The following is a 23,873-nucleotide window of genomic DNA, read 5'->3' on the forward strand; positions in this document are numbered from 1 at the left end:
GCAGCTCAATCACCCGTGTTCGCAGCGCGGGACGCGCGCGCCGGCCGGGGCTCGGTGGACAACACCCCGTCCATGCCGCGCTGGATCATGTCGAGGGCGTCGGGTACTTCGCTGGCCATGATCTGGTCAACCACCCAGCGCTGGTCCTTTTGCGGCATCAGCGCTTCGATGCGGTGCCCGAGGTAGCGTACAAAGGCAAAGTCCGGCCCCTTGGCATCAAAGCCAAAGTCGGCATAGTGCTCTGACAATTCGTTGAACAGGTCGATGAACTGCTCGTAGTGGCTGGCTTGTCCGGCGGCTGGCTCACCCATCAGGCCGTCTTCGTTGTCTTGCAAAATCTGCGCCACGCGCTGCACCAGCGCAGTCATGAATTCGCCGCGCTCGGCGTCAACCATGCGCGCATGCGCCATGCGGTCGAGCACCTGGGTCAAAAATACCAGCACCTCGCGGGTGAAATCAAAATACTGCGGCCCGACCTCGATGTCAAATCGCGCGCTGCGCATTTGCTTGAGCATGTTTTGCGCCACGCGCCAGGTGATGAAGGCCATGGCGCTGGCGTTTTGCTGCGGCGTCTTTGCGGCGCTATCGTGAAACCACTGGCTCTTGATTCTCAACTTGGCCATAGGTCGCCCCGAAGGTGGCAGGGCTGCGAGGACGGCAAACGCAGGGGCATATCAGTAACCGCCCTTGCCCAGGGGTTGCGGCAGTGCCGCCACTTTGGGGCCTTGCTTGGCGGGACCAATGGGGAACAAGTCGTAGAGGTACTTGCTGTCAACGCCCGGATGAACTTCGGCAAAGCTTTTCAGCATGTTGCGGAAGTTGGGGGTATGGCCGTGCTCGCGGTATTGCTCGCGCAGGTAGTTGATCACTTCCCAATGCGCATCGGTCAGGCTGATGTTTTCCGCAGCGGCAATGACGCGGACCGCGTCATCTTCATACAGTGGCTCCAACAAAAAACCTTGCTCGTCGGTTTCGTATTCAGTGCCATTGATGGTGTAGCTCATTGAATCTCTCCTTGTTTCAGTTGATGAATTTGGTCACACCGCGGCGGCGGATTTGTGCGGAATGAAAATGCCGCAGCCCAGCAGCCGGTGCGGGCCGATGCCGTGCTGTTGCAGGTGCAGCGAGGGCTCCGGGGCCAATCCGTGCAGCATCAGGCTGAAGGTGGTCACCACACCACTGGCAAGCGTCATGCGCTGGCGCTTGCCGCACACGCGCTCGCCGCCGATGCCCAGATCAGTCAGCTCCCGGGTGACGGCAGCCATGAAAGCCACCTCGTCGGTGTCGGCCGCCACCACGTGGTAGGCATAGAGCGTGGTGTGCGGCACCAGCTCGCGCACATGCGGCGCGTCCAGATGCAGGGCGTGGCCCGCCACGTCGATGTCAAGGCCGGGGCCGTCCAGCAGTTCGCTGGCGCGCGGGCGTGACAAGCGCAGCAACAGTTTGGTCCGGCGCGACAGCATGGCCTGCGGCTCGGTGCCGGGCACCAGCTTGATGCCCTGCACGCCGGCCAGCGGCTCGCCTTCCAGCCAGGGCCAGGCGCTGCACAAGGCGTCTCTGAGTGGCTGGGCATGGTCGCGCGGCAGAAATCGCCCGCTGATGGGGAAAATCAGATCGACCGTGGAGCAGAGTTCAGGGGCTGCGGTGGTCATACAGGTTCTTGCGAAGGGGTTTGGTTGTCAGGCTGTTCCGATGCCCAGCGCAGCAAGGCCTCGCCCCATTGCCGGGCCGACTGGGGGTCGATGTCAAACACGGTGAAGCGGCTTTTCTCACGGATGCGGGTGCGCAGCAGGCTCATGCCGCCGCCTTCATAGTCCAGTTGTTGCAGCTCAATGACCTGCGCACTCACGGGAATGGTGAATTTAGCCAACGGTGTCAGGGTGGTCATGGTGTGGGTGGTGGCTCAATAAGAAAACTGAAAAACAAACTGGCAGGCGGTGTTGCCATGGGGCCATGGGCCCGCATCGCCAGGCAACGCGCATACCGCTATTGGGCGCAAAGTGGGCCCCGGTCGTCTATTACCGGGACGGGTGGGGTGATATAGCCCAAATGGGTAGCCCCAAATACCCAACGAGGGGGATAGCAGAGGGGGCAGCGCCAATCGTACTATTTGCCTCACGGTTGACGCAGTAGCCCGGCATGCAGGCCACTGAGTAACACACCCGGTTCGACGATACAGCGCAAGACTTGCGCACCCTTGACAGGAGACACTCTATGAGCATTAAGCAACACGATACCCCCATGCTTGACCAGCTTGAAAGCGGTCCATGGCCCAGCTTTGTCACCGGTCTGAAACGACTGGCCAAGGACAGCGAGTACATGACCGACCTGATGGGTCAGCTGGAGCACTCGTACAAAACCCGCAAGGGCTACTGGAAGGGTGGCACGGTGGGCGTGTTTGGCTACGGCGGTGGCGTTATTCCCCGTTTTTCCGAAGTCGCTGAAATGTTTCCGGCTTCCAAGGAATTCCACACCCTGCGCATCATGCCGACTGCGGGAATGCACTACACCTCTGATTTGCTGCGAAATATGTGCGACATCTGGGAACGTCATGGCTCCGGTCTGATCGCCTTTCACGGCCAGTCGGGCGACATCATGTTCCAGGGTGCCAGCACGGCCAACGTGCAGGGTGCTTTTGACGAGCTCAATGAACTCGGCTTCGACCTCGGTGGCGCCGGCCCGGCCGTGCGCACCAGCATGTCCTGTGTCGGTGCGGCACGCTGCGAGCAGTCCTGCTTTGACGAGGCGCGTGCCCATCGCCAGGTGCTCAACACGTTCCTGGACGACATGCACCGTCCGGCCTTGCCCTACAAGTTCAAGTTCAAGTTCTCGGGCTGTCCCAACGACTGCATGAACTCGATCCAGCGCGCCGACATGGCGGTCATTGGCACCTGGCGCGACAACATCCGCACCGACGAAGCCCTGGCGCGCAAATGGTTTGAGAAACACGGCATGACCGAGTTGGTCAACGACGTGGTCAGCCGTTGCCCGACCAAAGCCATCATGCTCAAGGAAATCAAGGATGTCGCCACTGGTGACAAGATCTCCAGCGTCAAGCTCAGCGACAGCCATTGCCTTGAAATCGACAACGGCAACTGCGTGCGCTGCATGCACTGCATTAACGTCATGACCGGCGCGCTGGCCACCGGCGTTGACAAGGGCGTCACGGTGCTGATGGGCGGCAAGCGCACCCTCAAGATCGGCGACCTGATGGGCACCGTGGTCATTCCATTCATGCCCATGAAGACCGACGAAGACTACGAGGCGCTGGTGGAGCTGGGCCAGAAGTCGATCGACTTCTTCGCCGAAAACGCGCTGGAGCACGAGCGCACCGGCGAGATGATCGAGCGCATCGGTCTGATCAATTTCCTCGAAGGCATCGGCGTCGAGATTGACCCCAGCATGGTCGCCACGCCACGCACCAACCCCTACGTCCGCACCGACGGCTGGGATGATGAAGTGGCCAGGATCAACGCCCGCAAAGCGGCCTGAAGCCGGCTAGTCCTCAACTGATTAAGAAAGATCACCATGGCAACTATGCGCACCCCCATTGAGAGCGGCGTCCCGGATAACAAGCCGTTCCTGCACCCCCTGATGGCCAAAAATTATGGCAACTGGAAGTACCATGACCGGCCGCGTCCGGGCGTGCTGCACCATGTGGCCCACAGCGGCGACCAGATCTGGACGGTTCGTGCCGGCACGCAGCGGCAAATGGACCTGTTCACCATCCGCAAGCTGTGCGACATTGCCGACACTTATGCCGACGGCCATGTGCGCTTTACCATTCGCTCCAACATCGAGTACATGGTGTCGGATCCGGCGCGCGTCGAGCCGCTGGTGGAGGCGCTGACCAACAGTGGTTTCCCGGTTGGCGGCACCGGCAACTCGGTGTCTTCCATTGCCCACACCCAGGGCTGGCTGCACTGCGACATTCCGGGCACCGACGCCTCGGGCGCCGTCAAGGCCCTGATGGATGAATTGCACGCCGAGTTCATCAAGGAAGACATGCCCAACCGCGTGCACCTGTCCACTTCCTGCTGCGAGATCAACTGCGGCGGCCAGGCCGACATCGCCATCGTCATGCAGCACACCAAGCCGCCCAAGATCAACCACGACCTGGTGGCCAACATGTGCGAGCGCCCGACCGTGGTGGCGCGCTGCCCTGTGGCAGCCATCCGCCCGGCCATGGTCAACGGCCGGCCTTCGCTGGAAATTGACGAGTCCAAATGTATGTGCTGCGGTGCCTGCTTCCCGCCCTGCCCACCGATGCAGATCAATGACCCCGAGCACAGCAAACTGGCGATCTGGGTGGGCGGCAAAAATTCGAATGCGCGCGGCAAGCCGACATTCATGAAGATGGTGGCCTCGGGCCTGCCCAACAACCCGCCGCGCTGGCCTGAAGTGTCAGCCATGGTCAAGAAAATTCTCTACACCTACAAGGAAGACGCGCGCTCCTGGGAGCGGGTGTCGGACTGGATCGAGCGCATCGGCTGGCCCGCATTTTTTGAAAAGTGCGACCTGCCGTTCACCAAGTACCTGATCGACGACTGGCGCGGTTCGCGTTCCAGCCTGAACGCATCGACCCACATCCGTTTCTAAACAGTTGAGGATAGAGCTAAAGATCTGTCCCGCAAAGTATCAGGAGTACCATGAAATTCGGCATCCTCGTGAACGAAGGCCCCTACACGCACCAAGCGTCCGACACCGCTTACCAGTTCGTGGTGGCTGCTTTGGCCAAGGGCCACACGATCCAGCGCGTGTTTTTTTACCATGATGGCGTCAACAACGCGACCCGGCTCACCGAGCCGCCGCAGGATGACCGTCACATCGTCAACCGCTGGTCGGCGCTGGCGGCAGAGCACAAGGTCGACTTGGTGGTGTGCGTCGCCGCCGCCTTGCGCCGCGGCATCAAGGACGAGGTGCTGGCCCCCGGCTTCCGTATTTCGGGTCTGGGACAACTGGTGGACAGCGGCATCAAGGCGGATCGCCTGGTCACGTTTGGCGATTAATCCAGTAAAGAGAAGAACACACCATGAGTGAACAAGCAACAACTGTAGCCAGCGGCCCCAAGGTGAAGAAATTCATGTTTGTCAACCGCAAAGCGCCCTACGGCACCATCTACGCCCTGGAAAGTCTGGAGGTGGTCTTGATCACCGCTACCTTTGACCAGGACGTGAGTCTGGTGTTTATGGACGATGGCGTTTATGAACTGGTCAAGGGCCAGCAGACCAAGGGCATCGGCATCAAGAACTTTTCGCCGAGCTACCGGGCACTGGAAGGCTATGACATCGAGAAGCTGTACGTTGATCAGGCGTCGCTCGATCAACGCGGTTTGTCCGAGGCCGATCTGTTGGTTCCGGTCGAGGTGCTCGACGATCAGCAAATGGGTGAGCTGATGGCGCAACAGGATGTGATTCTGAGCTTTTAAGAAACAAGGACCAACCATGTTGCACATCATCAACAAATCCCCTTTCGACACCAACGCGCTCGACACCTGCCTGCGAATGGCGCAGCCGGGCCAGGCGGTGCTGCTGATCGAAGACGCCGTTTACGCTGCCACGCAGGGCAGCGCCACGGCCGCTCGCATGCGTGAAGCTGGCGCCAAACTCAGCCTGTATGTGTTGCAGCCCGACCTCGATGCCCGTGGCATGACGGCCAAACTGCAGGACGGCATCACGCCGGTGGACTACGCCGGCTTTGTCGATCTGGTCGAGAAATACCCCACCTCCCAATCGTGGCTTTGAGCCGATCCTGGCAAATCAATTATTTTTAACTGGAGAACACTATGAGCTTTGAAATCAACGGCAAGACCTACGACACCGACGAAGAGGGTTATCTGCTGAACCTGGCCGAATGGACCACCGAGGCGGCCGCGCATCTGGCCGAAGAAGAAAAAGTGCCGCTCACCGACAACCATTGGGAAGTGATCAACTTCCTGCGCGAGTACTACAACGAGTACCAGATTGCTCCGGCGGTGCGCGTACTGACCAAGGCCATTGGCAAAAAATTTGGCGAAGAAAAAGGCAACAGCAAATACCTGTACGACCTGTTCCCCTATGGCCCGGCCAAACAGGCTTGCAAGATTGCCGGTTTGCCCAAACCCACCGGCTGTATCTGATTTGACGTGAACCTTTAACGAACTTGCAGGCTCGCCCATGTCCACCTTGACGGTCATTTATGCACTGCTGTTTTATGTCGCTACTGCGGTGTTGGTGCTGGGTGTGGCTGGCAAAATTCGTACCTATGCAAAATCTCCGGCACCGCTGAAGATTCCCACCACGCCAGCGCCCACCACTGCTTCTGGCGTGGTTTGGCGCATGGCGCGTGAGGTGGTCTTTTTCGAGAGCCTGTTCAAGTCCAGCAAGTGGACCTGGATTTTTGGCTGGCTGTTCCATGTGACGCTGTTAATGGTCACTTTGCGCCATTTGCGCTACTTTCAGGAACCTGTCTGGTTGCCGGTGCAATTGGTGCAGCCGTTTGGCGTGATGGCTGGTTTTGCGATGGTCGCAGCCTTGGGCGGTTTGTGGGCGCGGCGCCGGTTGGTGGACCGGGTGCGTTATATCTCCACGCCCTCAGACCATCTGATGCTGGCACTGCTGCTGGCGATCGGGCTCAGCGGTCTGACCATGCGTTTCGTGGCGCACACCGACATCGTCGCCCTCAAGGCTTTTGTGCTGGGCCTGATGCGTTTTAACTGGCAGCCCTTGCCCGCTGATCCGGTGCTGCTGGTGCATCTGGCGCTGGTGGCCCTGCTCATGATCATTTTTCCGATCAGCAAACTGCTGCATGCGCCCGGACTGTTTTTCAGCCCGACCCGCAATCAGGCTGACAACGCCCGTGAAGTTCGCCATATTTCGGCCTGGGCAGCCGCGCTGGATAAAAAAGCCTGAGCACACACCATGGCAACTGCTGCGTTCGAAACCCCCAAGCTGAAGAGTTATCCGGTCATCCCCCTGATCCAGGTCGGGGCGATGTCGCACATCAAGTCGTTTCCTGCGGCGAGTCCGATCCAGAAATCCCTGGGGTTCCCTGAAGAACTGGTGGCAGACTGGCAGGACAAGGCGATTGCCAAAATGGGCGAGTTGCTGGGCAAATATCGCTCACTGCAGGTGTACATGGATGCTTGCGTGCATTGCGGTGCCTGCTCTGACAAATGCCATTATTTCCTCGGTTCAGGCGACCCCAAGAACATGCCGGTGGCACGCCAGGACCTGATGCGCAAGGTCTATCGCCGTTACTTCACCTTTGCCGGCAAGCATTTTCCCAAGCTGGTGGGCGCGGTGGACCTGACGCGCGAGGTGCTCGACGAGTGGTACAGTTATTACAACCAGTGTTCCGAATGCCGCCGCTGCTCGGTGTTTTGCCCCTACGGCATCGACACCGCCGAGGTCACCATGGCGGCGCGCGAGATCATGGACTCGATTGGCTTGGGGCAGAAGTACTCCAACGAGATCATCGGCAAGGTGCACCGCATCGGCAACAACCTGGGCCTGCCGGGCCCGGCGCTGATCAACACACTCGAAGGCCTGGAAGAAGACACCAAGGACGATACCGGTGTCGATGTCAAGTTTCCGATCGACGTCAAGGGTGCCGAGGTATTGCTCGTCACGCCTTCGGCCGACTTTTTCTCGGAGCCGCATGTGGAAAGCCTGATTGGCTACGCCAAGGTTTTCCATGCCGCAGGCATCAGCTGGACGCTGAGTTCGCACGCCTCGGAGGCCGGCAACTTTGGCATGTTCATCGGCAATTACGAGCAGATGCGCTCGATCTCGATGCGTGTCAAGGAGGCGGCGCTGGAACTCGGCGTGAAGCGCATTGTGGTGGGCGAATGCGGCCATGCCTGGCGCGTGGCCTACAGCTTCTGGAACACCCTGATCGGGCCGTTCGACTACCTTGACCCGCGCTATCCGGTACCCCAGCACATTTGCGAGTTCACCGACGACCTGATCCAGCGCGGCGCGCTGCAGTTCGACAAGGAAGCCAACGACAATCGCATCGTCACCTTCCACGATTCGTGCAATGTGGCGCGGGCCTCGCGCATGGGTAACATGCCGGGCGGCCAGTTTGTCATTCCCCGGCGCATCATCACCTCGGTGGCCAATCATTTTTACGACATGGCGCCAGAGACGATCAAGGAAGGCACGTTTTGCTGCGGTGGTGGCGGCGGCCTGCTGACCGACGACCTGATCGAACTGCGGGTCAAGGGCGCGCTGCCCCGCATGGAAGCCCTGAAGAATGTCGTGGACGATCACGGCGTCAATTTCATGGCCACCATTTGCGCCATTTGCAAGGCCCAATTTACCAAAGTCCTGCCGTATTACGGCTTCGACATGAGCATGGTGGGCGGTGTCCACCAGTTGGTCAGCAAGGCGATTCGCCTGGGTGACAAATAGCCCTGCCGTTCATATTTTCAAGCATAAAACCAGGAGACTCCGACATGTCTGCGAATCCAGAGGCCATTTCCGCCAAACCCATGAACTTCCGCCGCTACAAAGACGGCGATACCAAGGTCAAGACCTGGCAAGCGCAAATTTTTGATGCCGGTCATTCGCACAAATGCCCCACCTATATCCAGAGCACGCCGCCCTGCCAGGGCAGTTGCCCCGCTGGTGAAGACATTCGCGGCTACCTCAACATCGTGCGCGGCATCGAGAAACCACCGGCCGGAATGGTCTGGCAAGAGTACGCGTTTCGCCGCCTGACCGAGGCCAATCCGTTTCCGTCGGTGATGGGGCGGGTCTGCCCGGCACCTTGCGAGTCAGGCTGCAACCGTAACCAGCTTGAGGACTTTGTCGGCATCAACTCGGTCGAGCATTTCCTGGGCGACTATGCCATCAAGAACAAACTGGCCTACATCAAGCCGGCGCAACTCACCGGCAAAACCGTTGCGGTCATTGGCGGCGGCCCGGCCGGCATGTCAACCGCCTACCAGTTGGCCCTCAAGGGCCACTCGGTCACCATTTTTGACGAGCGTGCAGAGCTCGGCGGCATGATGCGTTATGGCATTCCGGGCTTTCGCACACCGCGTGATGTGCTTGACGCCGAGATCCAGCGCATTCTGGACCTCGGGGTCAGCGTCCGCATGAATTGCCGCATTGGCACCGACATCACGATGGCGCAGATTCGCGAGCAGTTCAACGCGGTGTTCCTGGGTCTGGGCGCGCAGGCCGGCCGGGCCTTGCCGGTGGAGGGTGCCGATGCGCCCAACTGCGTCACCGCCACTTCGTTCCTGAAGGCCTTCAATGACGGCCGTCTGCGCCATGTGGGCAAGCGCGTGGTGGTGATCGGCGGTGGCGACACCTCGATCGACGTGGCCACGGTGGCGCGTCGCCTGGGTCACATCGACAAGATCAACGAGTCTGACCGCCCCGAGCACGCCATTGCCGGCCATGTGGCCCACGACGTGGCAGCCGCTTCGGTACGCCAGGGAGCCGAGGTCACGTTGACCACCATTTTTGACATCGAAAAAATGCAGGCCTCCAGACACGAGGTCGAGCACGCCTTGTCCGAAGGCATCACCATCCGCGGTGGGATGGCGCCGGTGGCCGTGATCCGTGGCGAAGACGGCCGTGCCGTGGCCTTGCGCATCATGCGCTGCGAGGCCAAGATAGTGAGCGGACGACTTGAGATCAAGAACATCGAAGGTACTGAAGAAGACATCCCTGCCGATTTGATCGTCTCGGCAATTGGTCAGGCGGTGGACTTTACCGGCCTCGAAGAGTTCAACAACGGCAAGGGCGCCATCAATTCCGACAAGAACTACCAGGTGCAGGGCCAGCCCGGCTTCTTCGTCGGCGGCGATGTGGTGCGCCCGCATTTGTTGACCACGGCCATTGGCCATGGCGCCATTGCGGCCGATGGCATTGACCGCTTCCTTCAGCATGAAGCGCTGGAAAAGCGTCCAAAAATCGACGTGCACACCTTTGATTTGACGCGCAAGTTGATCGAAAAGGGTCTATCCCTCACCGAGGTTCATGAACCCACTCGTGGCACTGACAAGAGCACTGCGGCCATTCATAATTTTGACAACCGCTCGGATCGCTATGTAATCTCGCACAAGGAATTGTTCTTGGGGCATTTCGGCTTTGCACCGCGAAATAAGCGGGGCATCGTGTCGCTGACTGCTGAAGAAGCGCTGGACAACTTCGAGGAACGCCTGCAACCCCTGCTGGAAGCGCAGACGGTGGCCGAGGCCAAGCGCTGCATGAGTTGTGGGCAATGTTTCGAGTGCGACAACTGCGTGGTGTATTGCCCGCAGGTGGCGGTGTTCAAGGTGCCCAAGGCCAAGGCCACCATCGGCCGCTATGTGGATACCGACTACAGCAAGTGTATTGGCTGCCACATCTGTGCCGACGTCTGCCCCACGGGTTATATCCAGATGGGCTTGGGGGAATAAGCTCATGTTGCGGCGCACATGGTTTTCCTTTGTTCGCCTGTGTCTGGCGCTTACTGTCGGCCTGGTTTTAGGCGCGGGTTTGACGGCCGTCGCACAGACATCCCCGGCTGGCGCCAGTCAAGGTTTGCAACCCATGATCGAAAAAGCGCGAGGGGGGCAATGTGTGGAAGAACCCGCGTTCATGCGCCGCAATCACATGAAACTTCTGATACATCAGCGTGATGACACGCTTCGCGGTGGCATTCGCACCGGCAAGCACTCATTGAAAGCGTGCATTACCTGTCATGCCAGCCAGACCAGTCAAAGCGTGAATGCCGAACCAGGCAATTTTTGTCAGAGTTGCCACAGCTATGCGGCGGTCAAAATTGACTGCTTTCAGTGTCATGCCAACCAACCAGCGGGCATCGTGGCACAGCAACAGGTCAAGCCATGAAGCACGATCACAACACCCCGCAGTCTGAAACCGTCACAACGCCTTCGAGCCGTCGTGGCTTTCTGGGCGTTGCCGCGGCTGGGATGGCGGGCATTTTGTTGGCGCCGGGCGTTCGCCTGTTCGAAATTGCCCAGGCCGCACCGACAACTGGCAGTGCCAGTTCAGGCGCCAGCAGCAAGGTTCGCTGGGGCATGCTGATCGACAGCGGCAAATGCGCCAGCGGTTGCACCGATTGCGTCACAGCCTGCAACACTGAAAACGGCCTGTCGGGTGGCACGCTGCCCACGGATTCGCAATGGATCCGCAAGCTTGAGATCAAGGACGTGCGCACCGGGCATACCCAGTCCCTGCCCATGATGTGCCAGCACTGCGCCGAGCCGCCTTGCGTCGATGTCTGCCCGACAGGGGCCTCTTTCAAACGAGCCGATGGCATCGTGCTGGTGGACAAGCACATCTGCATTGGCTGCCGCTATTGCATCATGGCCTGCCCCTACAAGGCACGTTCTTTTGTCCATGAACCCTTAACCCGGCAAAAGCCGGATGTACCCCGGGGCATGGGCACGGCCGAAGCCTGCACCTTGTGTGTTCACAGGGTTGATCGGGGTGAGCAGCCTGCCTGTGTGAGCGCCTGCGCGGACGCAGGGCACGGTGCGATCATCTTTGGCAACCTCAACGATCCCGAGAGCGAAATCTCGAAGCGGGTCGCCAGCTACCCCTCCCGTCAGATTCGTGAAAACCTCAATCTGAACACCGGTGTGCGCTACATCGGTATTTGAAGAAAGAACGACGCATGAAAATCGTTTTGCGCGAATTGCAAGCTACCACGCGCGGCTACTTTCAGCTGCTCGCTGTTCTGGCGGTGATCATCCTGCTGTTTGGGGCTACCGTGCTGTACATAGAGCACCATGGTCATATTGTCACCAGCATGAACAATCAGATTGTCTGGGGGCTGCCGGATGTGTTTGCGGTATTTTTGCTGCTGTCCGCCACCGGGGCGCTCAGCATCGCACTCATGGCTTCGTTTTTCGGCAAAGCCGAGTACCGGCCTGTGGCGCCGCTGTCGGGTTTGCTGGCCATCGCGATGCTGCTCGCGGGGGTGATGATGCTCATGTTCGATCTGGGACGACCCGACCGGGCAAATCTGGCCATGATGAATTTCAACTTCAAGTCGGTCTTGGCGTGGAATCTTTTCCTCTATTCCGGTTTTGCCGGTTTTACCGCTTTCTATCTGTGGACCCTGATGGCGCGTGGCATGCAGCGCTTCACCCTGTTGGCCATTTCCCTGGCTTTTGTCTGGCGCATTGGCTTGACGACAGGCACCGGCTCCATTTATGGTTTTCAGGTCGCCCGTCAGGCCTTTGACACGGCACTGATGGCACCCATGTTCATCGCGGTCTCCCTCAGCTATGGTCTGGCTGTCTTCGTACTGGTGTTGATGCTGGCCTGCCGGAGCAATGCTTGTGCGATAGGGGACGCCATGATGGCACGCCTGGCGCGTCTTCAAGCGATCTTCATCGCTGTCGGAATGTACTTTGTGCTGGTGTATCACCTGACGAATCGTTACTTCACCAGGCACCATGATTTCGAAGATTTCATTTTGTTCAGCGGTGGCATTTACCCCCTCTTGTTCTGGTTGGGTGTGGTTCTGCTGGGTGGCATCCTGCCGTTGCTGTTGCTGTTGCAGCCAAAGATTGGTCAAATGCGCCAGCGTATCGTCGCATCAATGTTCCTGGTCATCGTTGGCGCTTTTGCGATGCTGTATGTCATCATTATTGGTGGTCAGGCTTTCCCATTGGTGCTGTTCCCCGGCCGACAGGTGACCAGCACTTTTCACGACGGAGTGATCAACCTCTACACACCCTCCCTGCTGGAGTGGATGCTTGGCTTCGGCGGCCTGGCCATAGCGGGTCTGATCGTGATGATTGGCCTCAAATTGCTTGGCTTCCTGCCGAATCGACTTGATGACACCGCGATTGAAATGAGCTTGACCAAACCAGCCGTGGCGGCGACCTGAAACTGTGCAGTGCCTGTCACGTTTTCTGGTTTCGGCCGCGCACAAGTCGTCAGGCAAAACTACCGTCACGATCGGCCTGTGTGCCGCCCTGTCAGCGCGGGGACTGGTCGTGCAGCCGTTCAAGAAAGGTCCGGATTACATTGATCCGATGTGGCTGAGTCAGGCCAGTGGGCGCGATTGCTTCAATCTGGATCCGTACCTGATGACGCCCGAGCGACTTGTCGCCGGTTTTGCGCACCGTGCCGCTGCGGCCGACATCAGCATCGTGGAAGGCAATAAAGGTTTGTACGATGGGCTGGCGCTGGATGGCAGTAACAGCAATGCTGCGCTGGCACATCTGCTGGGCCTGCCCGTGGTGCTGGTGCTGGACGTGCGTGGCATGACGCGTGGCATTGCCCCGCTGATTCTGGGCTATCAGGCTTTTGATCCCAACATTCGCATTGCCGGCGTCATCCTGAACCAGCTCGGCGGCAGTCGCCACGAGGCAAAATTGCGCGCGGTGATCGAGCATTACACCGACGTCACCGTGCTCGGTGCCATCGCCCATGACCCGCAGTTGGCGCTGGTCGAGCGCCATCTGGGGCTGATGCCGAACCAGGAATGTGATGATGCCACGCAGCATGTGCAGATCATCGGCCAGCGCATTGCCGGGCAGGTCGATCTGGGCAAAATCATCGACCTGGCCAACAACGCACCCGCCTTGACTGAGCCGCCAGCCAGCATGCCGGTGGCCGCGGATGCCCTGGGCACAAGCTCCAGCCCGACACTGCGCCTGGGCATCATGCGCGACAAGGCGTTCGGCTTTTACTACCCCGACGACCTGCTGGCGCTGCAGGCGGCCGGGGCCGAGCTGGTGCCGGTGAACGCCTTGCAGGACAGCGCCTTGCCGTCTTTGGATGGCTTGTTCATTGGCGGCGGATTCCCTGAAGTCTTCATGCCGGAGTTGCAGGCCAATGCCGCCTTGCGCAGCAGCATCCGCAGCGCCATCGAGGCAGGACTGCCGGTCTATGCCGAATGCGGTGGCCTGATGTACCTGGCGCGCACGCTGCGCTGGAAAGATACGCAGGTGAACATGGTGGGTGCGCTGCCGGTGGATGTGCTGATGCACGATCGCCCTGTGGGCCGGGGCTATGTCACGCTGCAGACCACTCCCGATGCGCCCTGGCGGGACGCAAGTGACACGACGGATCAAACATTGCGCGGCCACGAATTTCACTATTCCAGCCTTGAAAACGTGCCGGCGGACCTCAAGTTTGCTTACAAGATGCTGCGCGGTCATGGCGTTGACGGCCAGCATGACGGTGTGATCCATCGCAACGTGCTGGCCTCTTATGCACACCTGCGCACGGGCGCCGCCTCGGACTGGGCGCACCAATTTGTCAACTTTGTGCGACGAAAGAAAATGGCAAATCAAACGCAACTTCCCGGCGCCGCCCGCACCCTGTTGGTCAAAGGCCAGCCGGTGGCGACTGACGTGGAAGGCTATCTGAAGCATCTGGACGACTGGTCGGAAGATTTTGCCCGAGCGCAAGCCCAGTCTGAAAACCTTGTCCTGACCGAGGCCCATTGGCAAGTGATTCATTTCTTGCGCGCCTACTTTGATGAGCACCGGGTGCAGGCGCAGGTGCGCGCCATGATCCAGCACTTTTCCAAAGCATGGGGGCCCGAATTGGGCAACAATCACCATTTGCATGAACTTTTTCCGATCGGTGGGCCACAAAAGCAAGGCAACCGATTGGCCGGTCTGTTAAAGACCAAGGGCGAACATTGATTTTTTTACAGGAGCAGAACCCATGTTTAACTTGACCCCCGCCGCCGCCCAGCAAATCCAGCAGGCCGCTCAAGCCAGCGGTGCGTTGGAACTGGCCTTGCGGGTTGCCGCCAAAAGAGACGCCGATGGAGAAATGCAGTATGGCATGGGCTTTGACGACCCGAAGGACGAAGACATGAAGCTTGAGCTTGAAGGCGTTGCGGTGGTCATTAACGGCGAGTCCCAGGAATTGCTGTTCGACACCGTGCTCGACTTTGTCGAGCTCAATCCCGGCGAATTCAACTTCATCTTTATCCCTACCAGCCACCCATCCTGCGGTTCAGGTTCGGTGACCACCGGTGGTTGCGGCGGTGGCGGTTGTGGCGGCGGTGGCTGTGGCGGCAAGGGAGCCACCCATTGAAAGCCGATGTGAAAAACTTTACTCCTGATATTGGGCGCGTTTACCTGGTCGGTGCCGGCCCGGGCGACCCCGAATTGCTCACGCTGCGAGCCGTGCGCTTGTTGAAGCAAGCCGATGTGATCGTCTATGACAACCTGGTGTCCGATGGCGTGCTGGCGTTTGTGTCGCCCAGCGCCGAGCGCATTTACGCCGGCAAGCGGCGCAACGAGCACACCCTGCGCCAGGAGCAGATCAACACGCTGCTGGTCAAGCTGGCCAGCGAGGGCAAGCAGGTGGTGCGTCTCAAGGGTGGCGACCCGTTCATCTTTGGCCGTGGCGGCGAAGAACTGCAAACGCTGGCGGGGTCCGGCGTGGCGTTCGAGGTGGTGCCGGGGGTGACAGCGGCCTCGGGCGTGTCGAGCTATGCCGGCATCCCGCTCACGCACCGCGATTACGCGCAGTGCTGCCTGTTTGTCACCGGCCACCTCAAGGATGGCACGGCCGACCTCGACTGGCCCAGCCTGGTCCGCTTGAACCAGACCGTGGTGATCTACATGGGGCTCGGCGGTCTGCCGGAAATCTGCAGGCAGATGGTGGCGCATGGCGCCTCGCCCGAGTTGCCGATTGCCGTGGTGCAGGACGGCAGCCTGCCAACCCAGAAGGTGGTGACCGGAGCGCTGTCGAATATGGCAGAGCGGGTGGCGCAGGCTGGGCTCAAGTCACCGTGCCTGACGATCATCGGCGAGGTGGTCAAACTGCACCAGGAGTTGGCCTGGTTTGAGCAGGTCAAAAGTACGGTAGCGTCCTGACTGTTCTGGCTGGGGTGCTACGTCCCATGGGTTGTCACCAGGCTACAAAGCTGGGGTCCCATTGCCGGGGTGCCGTCTTCATTGCTGACATCGGCTCAGCCTCGTCGGTTATTTGTTTGAGTCCGAGAATGGCTCATAACCAGGCTTTTCGCCGCACGTTTGATCTCGTCGGATGTCGTCATGCGTCCAACAGACAGTCGCACTGCTCCGGCGGCACGCGCGGCATCCACGCCCATCGCCGCCAACACTCCGCTGACCGTATCATGTTCAGAATGACACGCTGATCCAACGGATGCCGCCAAAACGTCAGCGACCTCCGCTAATAAAAGACGCCCGCTAACACCCGGAAAGGAAACGTGCAGTGTATTTGGCAGTCGCTGTTCTGGGTGCCCATTGAGTTGTACCCCCGGAATTGCAGCGATCAGTTCTTGATGCAGCTGGTTTCGCAAGGTCAGCATGTGCGCCGCCATGGTTTCCAGCGAGGTGTTGGCCAGTGCCGCAGCTGCCCCGAGCGCCACAATCGCAGCCACATTCTCGGTGCCAGGTCGCAAACCGTGTTCCTGATCCGCGCCGTGCAGCACAGAGAGAATCGGTGTGCCTTCACGCACGTACAAGGCACCAATGCCTTTGGGTGCATAAAACTTGTGACCCGCCAGCGTCAGCAAATCCACACCCAGGGCATCGACATTGAGCGGTACTTTGCCTGCAGACTGGGCGGCATCGGTATGAGAAAGGATGCCACGCTGGCGGGTCACGCTTGCGATTTCCGGGATGGGCTGCAAAGTGCCGACCTCATTATTGGCATGCATGATCGAAACGAAAGCGGTGTCGTCTCTCAACACCTTGACCAGCTGTTCCGCGGAGACTTGACCAAAGGCATCGACCGGCAACACCGTCACGTGCCAGCCTTGTGCGCGCAACTGCATGGCCGGCGCCATCACCGCCGGATGTTCGACGGCGCTGATGACGATATGGCGCTTGGACGTTCCGTTCTCGATCATCGCCCGAGCAGTGCCAAGCAATGCCAGATTATTGGACTCGGTGGCACAGCCGGTAAAAACGATTTCGTGAGGCTTGGCACCGATCAGGTCGGCGACCTGGCGTCGTGCATTTGCAACCGCTTGCGCAGCACGTCTGCCGTACGCATGCGTGCTCGACGGGTTGCCGAATTGCTCGCGCAACCAGGGCAGCATCGCATCCAGCACTTCTGGTGCGACAGGGGTCGTGGCGTTGTAATCGAGGTAGATGGGATCAGTCATGCTGGAGTCTTCTTTAAGTTCTTGGTTGCTTGTTCATTGAGCGCTTGGCCACCCCTTGGCGTGCCAGGCAGTCATACCACCCCGCACGGGCTGTGCGTCAATGAATCCGGCAGCGGTGAGCAGTTGAGCGGCTTGTGCTGAGCGCCGATCAGTGCGACAAACCAGTCGAATGGTACTTTGCTTGTAGTCTTCCAGTTCAGCCATGCGTTTTGGAAAATCCTCCAGAGCCAGGTTTAACGCACCAGAAATGTGTCCACCTTCACCTGTGAATTCTGACGCGCCACGAACATCCAGAACCAGCACTTCCTCCCCGGCGTCAAGCTGACGTTTCAACTCGGCAACGTCTGGCATGGGCTTGGCCCTGAACTTGCGTATCCAGCGTGGCAGGAATGCCATGGAAGTCACCAGGGCCAGCGCGATCAGAATGGCGCGCACCGTCCCTTCTCCACCGCTGAGGGCTTCTCGCCCGGCGTAGCCCAGCCAGGTGAACGCCAGCGCGCCTGGCAGCATAAAGAGTGCACTGGCCAGCACGTAAGGCAGGAACGCAATGCGCGTGAGGCCAAGCGCGTAATTGAGCAAATTGAAAGGAAACAAAGGAACCAGTCGGACAAACGCAATGAAGCGCCACCCTTCGGCAGCGACGCCGTCATTAAGACGACTCAAGCGCGGACCCGCACGCCGTGCGATCCAGTCGCCCCCAAGGTACCTGGCAATCAAAAAGGCCAGTGCAGCGCCCAGCGTGGCACCCGTGAGGCTCCACAACGTGCCCCAGATCGGGCCAAACAGTACCCCTCCGGCCAGCGTGATGACTGAGCCGGGCAGGAACAGCACGGTTGCGGCTGCATACAAGGCGATGAAGACCAAAGGTGCTGCCGAACCGGCGCTTTCCACCCATGTTTGCAGGGCTGCAACGTCAAAACGGTCGCGCCATGCGACAGCCAACCCGATCACGCTCACCAGTGCCAGACCCAGCAGCCAACGCACGGTATTTCTGTTCATGATGATTCCTTGCTCCCAGACCAAGTGCGGCGGTTGATGGCGTAACCGTCCACTTTGCCCCTGAACGGCATCAAGAGCATGCCGTCCAGTCGCGCCACCTCGCGCGGATCGGTGTGGCCGTGAATGCCGATGGTCATACCCAGTTGGCCAGCGCGGGGTTGCTCGCGGTAGGTGCCTAGCAGCCGGTCCCACCAGGGCAGGTTGAAGCCAAAGTTGGAATTGGTCTCGTCCTCTTCGACTGAATGGTGCACGCGGTGCATGTCGGGTGTGACGATGACCCAGCGCAGCACCCGGTCAAGGCCAATAGGCAGGCGGATGTTGCCGTGGTTGAACATGGCTGCCGCATTGAGGACCACCTCGAAGATCACCACCGCCAGCACCGGCGGCCCGAGCACCGCGATGGTGGCGATCTTGATCAGCATGGACAGCACGATCTCGATGGGATGAAAGCGCGCACCGGTGGTCAGGTCGTAGTCGGGGTCGGCGTGGTGCACCCGGTGCAGTCGCCACAGCACAGGCACAGCGTGCACCATGACGTGTTGCAGCCAGATCACGAAGTCCATTACGATCACGGCCAGAGGCACGGCAAGCCAGAACGGCACATTGAAGTGATTCAGCAGACCCCAGCCGTTGGCCGCACTGAACGCGGCCATGCCCACCGCAGCCAGAGGGAACATCAGGCGCAGCAACACGGTGTTGAGAATGACCAAACCGAGGTTGCTGGCCCAGCGCATGGCCTTGGATGCGGTCAGCGCGCGCTGGGGTGCCACCAGCTCCCAAAGCGCGACGAGCGCAAAGACACCCACAAAGAAGCCTAGCCGGATCGCAGGCTCGTTTGAGAGTACAAACTGTTCAAATTCCATGTTGTCTCCATTAAATCAACGCAAACTATTGCGCTGGATCAATATCATTCAATCCAACGGACGTTAGAATATACACCATGAACAACCGATCACTCAAAGACCTTCTGTACGAACAGGTCGCCCGTGTGGGCAAAGCGCTCTCCAGCCCCAAGCGGCTGGAAATACTGGAAATGCTGGCCCAGGGTGAGAAGGCGGTCGAGACCATTTCCACAGATGTGACCATCGACAACAAGCTCGCCAGTGCGCACCTGAAGGCACTCAAGGAAGCCCGGCTGGTGCAAACCCGCCGCGACGGCAAGCGTATTTATTACAGCCTCACCGGTCGCGATGTAGCACAGTTGGGTGTGAACTTGCGCCAGGTGGCCGAGGAGCACCTGATCGAGTTGCGCATGGCGCTGCAAGACATGATGGCGGACCCGGACCGCATGGTCAGTGTCGGGCGCAAGGAACTGATGGCGCAGGCCAAGCGTGGCGAGGTCATCGTGCTCGATGTTCGTCCAAAGAACGAGTTCGATGCGGCGCACCTGCCCAATGCCCGTTCATTGCCCTTGTCCGAGTTGGCCAGGCGCCTGGCCGAGTTGCCACGCGACGTGGAGATCGTTGCCTACTGCCGTGGCCCGTTTTGCCTGATGTCTGATGAGGCGGTGAAGCTGTTGAAGGCGCATGGCTACCAGGCCCGCAAGACCTTCGACGGGGTGAGCGAGTGGCAGGCAGCAGGATTGCCGATTGCCAAAAACTGATTAACCAAGGAGAAACCTATGACATCCATGCTTTTTATCATCAATGATGCGCCCTATGGCAACGAGCGCGCCTACAACGCCCTGCGCGTGGCTGCGGCGGTTGCCGGCAAGGAAGGCCAGCAAGTCCGGGTGTTTTTGATGGCCGATGCGGTGGCCTGCGGCAAGGGCGGCCAGAAAGTGCCCGAGGGTTACTACAACATCCAGCTGATGCTGGGCAAGATCATTCGCAAGGGCGAGGTGCTGCTGTGCGGCACCTGCATGGATGCCCGCGGATTACGGGCCGAGGAACTCATGGACGGAGCGCTGCGTGGCACTTTGGCACAACTGGCTGACTGGACCGTCGAGGCAGACAAGGTTTTGGTGTTCTGACATCGTCCGGGCGTTGAAGCCCGGTCCATCATCATGTTCACACCTTTAAGATTTCAATCTGCATTAGCCTCTGGCGGCGTCGCGTTGATGCCGTTTGTGTTGATGCAATTCACCTTTGCGCACACGGACAAGCTGATCAGCATCAATGACTTTGCCAGCGGATGGGATGTGGCCAGCCTGTTTTTGGTGACCGTGATGCTGCTGAGCACCCTGATGCATTTTTTCCTGATTCTGAAAATTTCCATCGAGTTCGTTCACTGGGCCCGTCAGGGGGATGCGCTGAAGGTTTTCCTGTCGGATGCGGCCATCAACATTGGCATTTTTTCGCCCATTGTGGCTTTGGGAATGACGGCGAATGTCTTGCTGGGCCCGGTGGCGTTTTTCTGGCCGGACTTTTCCAGGGCGGTCCCAACGCTGATGGGCTACGGCATTTACCCCTACGCCTTGCTGTTTCTGGCGCTGGGGGCGCTGTCGTTGGCGGTTGCCAAAACCTGGTTCTTCCGGGACGGCAAAGCCGTGGTTTTTACCTTCAACTGGCTGCTCGACGTGTTTGCGTGGGGCATGGTGGCTCTGGCCGGGGCGGGCATCACCATGGCCGCAACCGATTTGCAAGTGGCCAAAGTTGCCAGCATCCTGACGCTGATTGCCATCAGCATGGGTCTGTTGATTTACGGCATCAAAGGCATTTATCTGCTGGTTTGCCAGCTGAACCATGGGGCCAGCATGGCCGAACCCATGAAGCCGGCGCATTTTGTGGTGGTGCCCATCAATTGCCTGTTTGCCATTGCGATTTACAAAATTGCCGGATACACAGGCAAGTCTCTGGGTGTGGATATCTCGTCGCTGGCATTTGTCTCGGTGGTCATCCTGTTTTCAATCTCCATTTTCTGGATCTTGTTTTGCGCCGTGGCTTTCAAGGACTGGTTCCGTTACCAGTTCATCAAACCCGAGTTTTACCCGAGCCAATGGGGCTTGGTGTGTGTATTGGTTGGTCTGGAGGTGTTGGCGGTTTATAGCCACAGCAATTACTACGCATCGGCTTTGCTGCTTGGGTTTTCTTATCTGAGCATTGTTCTGGCGGCTGCCATCTACACCTTTGTCTATTTGAAATTTATGGGTGTGATCAAACCAAGCGCTCCCCGTTAGCCCTTCGATTTCCATTGAACTACCTGAACCATCCGAGCAAAAAATGAAACGTTCACTACTGACTGCGAGCCTGCTTGCACTTGCCGTGCAATTCACCTCCTTGCCAGCTGCCTCCGAAGACAAAGCCGCCGTGGAGGCCATGGAGTCCTACCTGGATTTCGTCGACTACGGAGGTGCCACGATCTTCCCGGAGCAAGTTTCAAAGGATGACTGGAAGAAGTTTTTTGTCATTGACGCCAGAGACAAGGACCAGTTCGCCAAAGAACACATTCCTGGCGCGGTCAATATCGAATGGCGCCGGGCACTGGCTGAGCGCAGTCGCATTCCCAAAGACAAGCCGGTGCTGCTTTATTGCAATACTGGGTCCTTGTCGGCTCAGGCCGGCTTTGCGCTGCGCGTAGCCGGTTACGAAAATGTGCGCATCCTGCAAGGGGGATTTGCCGAGTGGAAAGCCAATGGCGGGATGGATGTTGCTGAAAAGGCAGCTGCTGCGGTAAAGCACTGAAACGCGTGACCTGAAATACAGGGCTGAATTTTTGATGATCAGTGCGGTGGCATCTTGGGCTTGGGGTTGTGGTCGGCAACCACCTTGGTGCCGTCGGCCGAGTTGCGGTACTCGAACGAAAATACCGCGGCTTCCACCCGGGAACGCAGGTTGAGCTTGTCCATGATGTGGCGCACATGCAGCTTCACCGTGTTGTGGCTGATGTCGAGCGCCCGGGCTATGACCTTGTTGCTCTGGCCGCTGGCCACATGGTCCAGCACCTGGCGCTCGCGTTCGGTCAGCGTGGCCACCAGGTCGCCCATGGCCGAGCCCTTGGGGCCTGATTGCAGAATCTGGGCAAATTTGAGCATCATGGCCGACGCCACCACCATCTCACCGCGGGCGGCACGGCCAATGGCGTCGATCACCTCTTCGGGATCCATGTCCTTGAGCAGATAGCCTTTGACACCGGCACGAAGCGCCGCCGACATGTCGTCCTCGCTGTCGCTCATGGTGAGGATCACCACCGGCACATCACAGCCCCCGGCGCGGATCATGCGCAACACGCTCAGGCCGTCGGTGTGTGCCAGGCGCAGATCCAGCACCAGCAAATCAGGATGATGTTCTTGCAGCAGCGGTGCCACCAGGTCAGGATCTCCAGTGGTGCTTACCACCGACATGCCGCCGCGGTGCTCCAGCAACTCCTTCAGACCATTGCGGCAGAGCGAATGGTCGTCCACCAGCATGACGCGTATTTTTTCTGTCATGATGCCTCGCATCCTTTGTCTGTCACGAACGGAATGCGCAGCAGAACCCGTGTGCCCACGCCGTCTTTACTCGCGACTTCAAGGCTGCCGCCGAGCCGTTTGGCGCGGCCTTGCATGATGTCCAGGCCGAAATGGGTGGACGGCACCAGCGGTCGGGCCGAGGTGACGATGGTTGATACATTGGGCTCATCCATGCCGAGGCCGTCGTCTTCGATCACAAATTCCAGGTGTTGCGGCGTCTGGCTGATACGCACCACAGCATGGCGCGCCATGGAGTGCTTGGCAATATTGGCCAGCGACTCCTGGATGATGTAGAAGATTTGCACTTCCTGTTCATCGCTAAGGTCCAGGTGGGGCACGGCGTTGCTGATTTCAAGCGTGATGGCATTGCGGCTGAAAAAACCGTCCGCCAGGGTGGTGAGGGCGTGGATCAGTCCGAGCGGATCCATGCGGGTGCGGAAGTAGGTCATGACTTCACGCAGGTTGTCATGCACTTCTGTCACGGCTGTTTTCAGGTCTGAAAAATACTTTAGCGCCTGGGGTTCGTCATGCGCGTGAATGGCATCGCTGAGCAGCGGCAGGCGCATGCGGGCATAGGCCAGGGTTTGCGCTAACGCATCGTGCACTTCATTGACCATGTCCTGGCGCTCTTTCATGACCGTGAGCCGCAGGCGCTCGCGCTCGATGTGCGCATTGTGCAGGGTCAGCCCCAGCAATTGGCCCACCAGGCGCAGCAGCGTCTGGATCGAAACATCAATCTTGGTCGTGTTGTCGAAGAACAGGTTGTAAATGCCAAGAATTTGCTGATTGTGGTGTAGCGAGATGGCCAGCATACTCTTGCACTGGGAGCCAAAGTACAGGTTATGCCCCTTTTTGGCACAGGTTGCCAAGTCGTCAACCCAAACCAGCACATCGGCGCTGGAGGCCGTGCCGCATGCGCCGCAATGTCGCTCAACCAGCCGCTCGTTCTGCACCACCTCATCGGGCAAACCCTGCTGTGCCAGCAAGCGCATGAACTTGCCATCATCCGTCAAGACCCGCACCGCGCCCGCCTTTGCGCCTGCCAGGCCAATGATGGCGCTTAAAAAAAGCGCCAACAACACCTCCAGGTCTTCGGGCTTGCCCGAATTCATGGTCAGCAAATTGGCAAGGCTCGCCGAGTCCGCCGAAGTGGAATGAATGATGGATGCAGTGGCTACGGTCATGGCAAGAAGAATTTCGCACCATCGTAAAACATTATTCGAAACTTATGTATTGCGGAAAACCATTGTTTCATAAGAATTATTTCTATGCTACCCATTTGGGTTACTGCCAACCACCCTTGTCGGTGATAGACGCGCTCTGAGACCTTGTTTTTAATAGGGTCACTTTATCTTTGTGTGAAGGTCCATGGGCTCAACACAGTTTGCAAGCCTTGTTTGTTGACCTTTCCAGCGAAAAATTC

The 23,873-nt window shown here is 59.0% G+C and carries 28 protein-coding genes; 19 read left to right on the forward strand and 9 right to left on the reverse strand.

The window, feature by feature from the left end:
• Nucleotides 1-5: 5 nt before the first annotated feature.
• Genes PHF15_RS00965 through PHF15_RS00980 form a run of 4 tightly spaced genes read right to left on the reverse strand, consistent with a single transcriptional unit; the run spans nt 6 to nt 1,888 of the window.
• Nucleotides 6-623: a hypothetical protein gene (locus PHF15_RS00965; RefSeq protein ID WP_300118000.1), complete on the reverse strand. Its 618-nt coding sequence runs from the start codon at nt 621-623 to the stop codon at nt 6-8.
• Between the two features lie 51 nt (nt 624-674).
• Complete coding sequence (locus tag PHF15_RS00970; RefSeq protein WP_296540646.1) at nt 675-1,004, reverse strand: TusE/DsrC/DsvC family sulfur relay protein; 330 nt, start codon at nt 1,002-1,004, stop codon at nt 675-677.
• A gap of 33 nt (nt 1,005-1,037) precedes the next feature.
• Nucleotides 1,038-1,652 (reverse strand): type I-MYXAN CRISPR-associated protein Cas6/Cmx6, encoded by a 615-nt coding sequence (cas6, locus tag PHF15_RS00975; protein WP_300118002.1) that lies wholly within the window; start codon nt 1,650-1,652, stop codon nt 1,038-1,040.
• The gene (locus tag PHF15_RS00980) at nt 1,649-1,888 is read right to left on the reverse strand and encodes a hypothetical protein (RefSeq protein WP_300118004.1); all 240 of its coding nucleotides are present in this window, start codon (nt 1,886-1,888) and stop codon (nt 1,649-1,651) included. Before PHF15_RS00980 ends, cas6 begins: the two co-directional genes overlap by 4 nt.
• Nucleotides 1,889-2,214: 326 nt before the next feature.
• Between PHF15_RS00980 and dsrA the strand changes: the two genes are divergently transcribed.
• The 15 genes from dsrA (at nt 2,215) to cobA (ending at nt 15,802) form a co-directional block, all read left to right on the forward strand.
• Entirely contained in the window at nt 2,215-3,492 is a 1,278-nt protein-coding gene (gene dsrA / locus PHF15_RS00985) for a dissimilatory-type sulfite reductase subunit alpha (RefSeq protein WP_300118006.1), read from the forward strand.
• Between the two features lie 36 nt (nt 3,493-3,528).
• The gene (gene dsrB, locus PHF15_RS00990; RefSeq protein ID WP_300118008.1) at nt 3,529-4,599 is read left to right on the forward strand and encodes a dissimilatory-type sulfite reductase subunit beta; all 1,071 of its coding nucleotides are present in this window, start codon (nt 3,529-3,531) and stop codon (nt 4,597-4,599) included.
• A gap of 50 nt (nt 4,600-4,649) precedes the next feature.
• Nucleotides 4,650-5,009, forward strand: coding sequence for a sulfurtransferase complex subunit TusD (gene tusD, locus PHF15_RS00995; protein ID WP_300118010.1), 360 nt, complete (start codon nt 4,650-4,652; stop codon nt 5,007-5,009).
• A 23-nt stretch (nt 5,010-5,032) separates the two neighbouring features.
• Nucleotides 5,033-5,428, forward strand: coding sequence for a sulfurtransferase complex subunit TusC (tusC, locus tag PHF15_RS01000; protein WP_300118012.1), 396 nt, complete (start codon nt 5,033-5,035; stop codon nt 5,426-5,428).
• Nucleotides 5,429-5,444: 16 nt separating this feature from the next.
• The gene (gene tusB, locus PHF15_RS01005; protein WP_300118014.1) at nt 5,445-5,744 is read left to right on the forward strand and encodes a sulfurtransferase complex subunit TusB; all 300 of its coding nucleotides are present in this window, start codon (nt 5,445-5,447) and stop codon (nt 5,742-5,744) included.
• Nucleotides 5,745-5,785: 41 nt separating this feature from the next.
• Nucleotides 5,786-6,118, forward strand: a complete 333-nt coding sequence (locus tag PHF15_RS01010; protein ID WP_300118016.1) for a TusE/DsrC/DsvC family sulfur relay protein — start codon at nt 5,786-5,788, stop codon at nt 6,116-6,118.
• Nucleotides 6,119-6,155: 37 nt separating this feature from the next.
• Nucleotides 6,156-6,890, forward strand: coding sequence for a respiratory nitrate reductase subunit gamma (locus tag PHF15_RS01015; RefSeq protein ID WP_300118018.1), 735 nt, complete (start codon nt 6,156-6,158; stop codon nt 6,888-6,890).
• A gap of 9 nt (nt 6,891-6,899) precedes the next feature.
• Entirely contained in the window at nt 6,900-8,393 is a 1,494-nt protein-coding gene (dsrK, locus tag PHF15_RS01020; protein ID WP_300118020.1) for a sulfate reduction electron transfer complex DsrMKJOP subunit DsrK, read from the forward strand.
• A 44-nt stretch (nt 8,394-8,437) separates the two neighbouring features.
• Entirely contained in the window at nt 8,438-10,396 is a 1,959-nt protein-coding gene (locus PHF15_RS01025) for an NAD(P)-binding protein (RefSeq protein WP_300118022.1), read from the forward strand.
• Nucleotides 10,397-10,529: 133 nt separating this feature from the next.
• Nucleotides 10,530-10,829 carry a hypothetical protein gene (locus PHF15_RS01030; RefSeq protein WP_300118024.1) on the forward strand — a complete coding sequence of 100 codons (300 nt, stop codon included), beginning with the start codon at nt 10,530-10,532 and terminating at the stop codon, nt 10,827-10,829.
• Nucleotides 10,826-11,605 (forward strand): sulfate reduction electron transfer complex DsrMKJOP subunit DsrO, encoded by a 780-nt coding sequence (gene dsrO / locus PHF15_RS01035; protein WP_300118026.1) that lies wholly within the window; start codon nt 10,826-10,828, stop codon nt 11,603-11,605. Before PHF15_RS01030 ends, dsrO begins: the two co-directional genes overlap by 4 nt.
• A gap of 14 nt (nt 11,606-11,619) precedes the next feature.
• The gene (gene nrfD, locus PHF15_RS01040) at nt 11,620-12,843 is read left to right on the forward strand and encodes an NrfD/PsrC family molybdoenzyme membrane anchor subunit (protein ID WP_300118028.1); all 1,224 of its coding nucleotides are present in this window, start codon (nt 11,620-11,622) and stop codon (nt 12,841-12,843) included.
• Nucleotides 12,844-12,847: 4 nt separating this feature from the next.
• Nucleotides 12,848-14,614, forward strand: a complete 1,767-nt coding sequence (locus tag PHF15_RS01045) for a cobyrinate a,c-diamide synthase (RefSeq protein WP_300118030.1) — start codon at nt 12,848-12,850, stop codon at nt 14,612-14,614.
• A 22-nt stretch (nt 14,615-14,636) separates the two neighbouring features.
• On the forward strand, nt 14,637-15,014 hold the full coding sequence (locus PHF15_RS01050; protein WP_300118032.1) for an iron-sulfur cluster biosynthesis family protein: 378 nt from the start codon (nt 14,637-14,639) through the stop codon (nt 15,012-15,014).
• An 8-nt stretch (nt 15,015-15,022) separates the two neighbouring features.
• On the forward strand, nt 15,023-15,802 hold the full coding sequence (gene cobA, locus PHF15_RS01055; protein WP_300118034.1) for a uroporphyrinogen-III C-methyltransferase: 780 nt from the start codon (nt 15,023-15,025) through the stop codon (nt 15,800-15,802).
• A 95-nt stretch (nt 15,803-15,897) separates the two neighbouring features.
• Here cobA and PHF15_RS01060 read toward each other — a convergent pair whose 3' ends face one another.
• Genes PHF15_RS01060 through PHF15_RS01070 form a run of 3 tightly spaced genes read right to left on the reverse strand, consistent with a single transcriptional unit; the run spans nt 15,898 to nt 18,923 of the window.
• The gene (locus PHF15_RS01060) at nt 15,898-17,061 is read right to left on the reverse strand and encodes a cysteine desulfurase family protein (protein ID WP_300118036.1); all 1,164 of its coding nucleotides are present in this window, start codon (nt 17,059-17,061) and stop codon (nt 15,898-15,900) included.
• A gap of 33 nt (nt 17,062-17,094) precedes the next feature.
• Complete coding sequence (locus tag PHF15_RS01065; protein ID WP_300118038.1) at nt 17,095-18,060, reverse strand: VTT domain-containing protein; 966 nt, start codon at nt 18,058-18,060, stop codon at nt 17,095-17,097.
• Entirely contained in the window at nt 18,057-18,923 is an 867-nt protein-coding gene (locus tag PHF15_RS01070) for a sterol desaturase family protein (RefSeq protein WP_300118040.1), read from the reverse strand. The genes PHF15_RS01065 and PHF15_RS01070 overlap by 4 nt, the downstream gene beginning before the upstream one ends.
• Before the next feature lie 77 nt (nt 18,924-19,000).
• On the opposite strand from PHF15_RS01070, the gene PHF15_RS01075 reads away from it, so the two are divergent.
• The 4 genes from PHF15_RS01075 to PHF15_RS01090 are packed head-to-tail and all read left to right on the forward strand — an operon-like array spanning nt 19,001 to nt 21,683.
• Nucleotides 19,001-19,663 carry a metalloregulator ArsR/SmtB family transcription factor gene (locus tag PHF15_RS01075; RefSeq protein WP_300118042.1) on the forward strand — a complete coding sequence of 221 codons (663 nt, stop codon included), beginning with the start codon at nt 19,001-19,003 and terminating at the stop codon, nt 19,661-19,663.
• 18 nt (nt 19,664-19,681) lie between these two features.
• Entirely contained in the window at nt 19,682-20,032 is a 351-nt protein-coding gene (locus PHF15_RS01080) for a DsrE family protein (protein WP_300118044.1), read from the forward strand.
• A gap of 33 nt (nt 20,033-20,065) precedes the next feature.
• Nucleotides 20,066-21,178 (forward strand): hypothetical protein, encoded by a 1,113-nt coding sequence (locus tag PHF15_RS01085; RefSeq protein WP_300118046.1) that lies wholly within the window; start codon nt 20,066-20,068, stop codon nt 21,176-21,178.
• Between the two features lie 43 nt (nt 21,179-21,221).
• Nucleotides 21,222-21,683: a rhodanese-like domain-containing protein gene (locus PHF15_RS01090; RefSeq protein ID WP_300118048.1), complete on the forward strand. Its 462-nt coding sequence runs from the start codon at nt 21,222-21,224 to the stop codon at nt 21,681-21,683.
• Nucleotides 21,684-21,721: 38 nt separating this feature from the next.
• Here the strand turns inward: PHF15_RS01090 and PHF15_RS01095 are convergent, their stop codons facing one another.
• Together PHF15_RS01095 and PHF15_RS01100 are read right to left on the reverse strand one after the other, a co-directional pair.
• On the reverse strand, nt 21,722-22,429 hold the full coding sequence (locus PHF15_RS01095) for a response regulator (RefSeq protein WP_300118050.1): 708 nt from the start codon (nt 22,427-22,429) through the stop codon (nt 21,722-21,724).
• Nucleotides 22,426-23,634, reverse strand: coding sequence for an ATP-binding protein (locus PHF15_RS01100; protein WP_300118052.1), 1,209 nt, complete (start codon nt 23,632-23,634; stop codon nt 22,426-22,428). Before PHF15_RS01100 ends, PHF15_RS01095 begins: the two co-directional genes overlap by 4 nt.
• Nucleotides 23,635-23,873 lie beyond the last annotated feature (239 nt).

Origin of the sequence: Rhodoferax sp., from assembly GCF_028689295.1 — a bacterium.
GTDB lineage: Bacteria > Pseudomonadota > Gammaproteobacteria > Burkholderiales > Burkholderiaceae_C > Rhodoferax.